Genomic DNA, 1,658 nt, shown 5'->3' on the forward strand with positions numbered 1-1,658 from the left:
TTTTATCTGTACGGATCGCTGGCGGCGATCATCGGGGCGCAGTTCTTCTCGGCCTATCCGGAAGCGACGCGCAACGTGTTCGCGCTGCTGGCCTTCGCCGCCGGCTTCCTGGTGCGTCCCTTCGGTGCCCTGGTGTTCGGCCGCCTCGGCGATCTGGTCGGGCGTAAGTACACCTTCCTCGTCACCATCCTGATCATGGGCATCTCGACCTTCGTGGTCGGCCTGCTGCCCTCCTACGCGACGATGAACGAGTACGGCGTCGGCTGGGTCGCCCCCGTGGCGCTGCTGGCCCTGCGCATGCTCCAGGGCCTGGCGCTCGGCGGTGAATACGGCGGAGCGGCGGTCTACGTGGCCGAGCACGCCCCCCCCGGACGACGCGGCTTCTACACCGCCTTCATCCAGACCACGGCGACCCTCGGCCTGCTGCTCTCGCTGATGGTGATCCTGTTCACGCAGATCTACGTCAACGCGAACTACGCCTCCGTGGCCACGACGCTCGCCGACGGCTCGGCCGGCACGATCACGCCCTTCGCCGCCTGGGGCTGGCGCATCCCGTTCCTGGTCTCGATCCTGCTGCTCGGCGTCTCCGTCTGGATCCGCCTGCAGATGCAGGAGAGCCCGGCCTTCAAGAAGATGAAGGACGAGGGCACCGGCTCGAAGGCTCCGCTCTCGGAGGCCTTCGGCCAGTGGCGCAATGCCAAATGGGCCCTGCTCGCGCTGCTCGGCCTCACCGCCGGCCAGGCCGTGGTCTGGTACACCGGCCAGTTCTACGCGCTGTTCTTCCTGCAGACGATCCTGAAGGTCGACCAGTTCACCGCCAACGTGCTCATCGCCTGGTCGCTCATCCTCGGCACCGGCGGGTTCCTGTTCTTCGGCTCGCTCTCCGACAAGATCGGCCGCAAGCCGATCATCCTCGGCGGGTGCGTGATCGCGGCGCTGACCTTCTTCCCGCTGTTCAAGGCGCTGACGGCGGCGGCCAACCCGGCCCTGCACGCGGCCCAGCAGAACACCCAGGTGGTGGTCAAGGCCGACCCGGCGGATTGCTCGTTCCAGTTCAATCCGGTGGGCACGGCCAAGTTCACCAATTCCTGCGACATCGCCAAGGCGCTGCTCGCCCGGTCCGCGGTGAACTACACCACCGAGCCGGTGGCTCCGGGCACCAAGGCCACCGTCACCGTCGCCGGCAAGGAGTTCGCCGCCGCCGATCCGACCTTCGCCAAGGACATCGGCGCCGCGCTCACCGCCGCCGGCTACCCCGGTGCGAACAACCCGAGCATCGTCAAGATCGTCATCGACCCGAAGGACGGCCTCTCGAACTTCGCCAAGATGATCGACATCTTCTCCGCCCAGAAGCTCACCATCATCGCCATCCTGACGATCCTCGTCCTCTACGTGACGATGGTCTACGGCCCGATCGCGGCGGCCCTGGTCGAACTCTTCCCGACCCGCATCCGCTACACCTCGATGTCGCTGCCCTACCACATCGGCAACGGCTGGTTCGGCGGTCTCCTGCCCGCCACCGCCTTCGCCATGGTGGCCCAGACCGGCGATATCTATTTCGGCCTCTGGTACCCCATCGTCATCGCCGTCGCGACCGCCATCATCGGGGCCCTCTTCCTCCCCGAAACAAAGGATCGCGACATCTTCACCTACGACGA

Annotated in this window: 1 protein-coding gene; it reads left to right on the forward strand. The window is 66.5% G+C overall.

Annotated features, from left to right (window positions below):
- A partial coding sequence (locus ACFQ4G_RS21825; RefSeq protein WP_379041105.1) for an MFS transporter occupies positions 1-1,658 on the forward strand: 1,658 nt, incomplete at both ends.

Source organism: Methylobacterium marchantiae, from assembly GCF_042679825.1.
Taxonomy (GTDB): domain Bacteria; phylum Pseudomonadota; class Alphaproteobacteria; order Rhizobiales; family Beijerinckiaceae; genus Methylobacterium; species Methylobacterium marchantiae.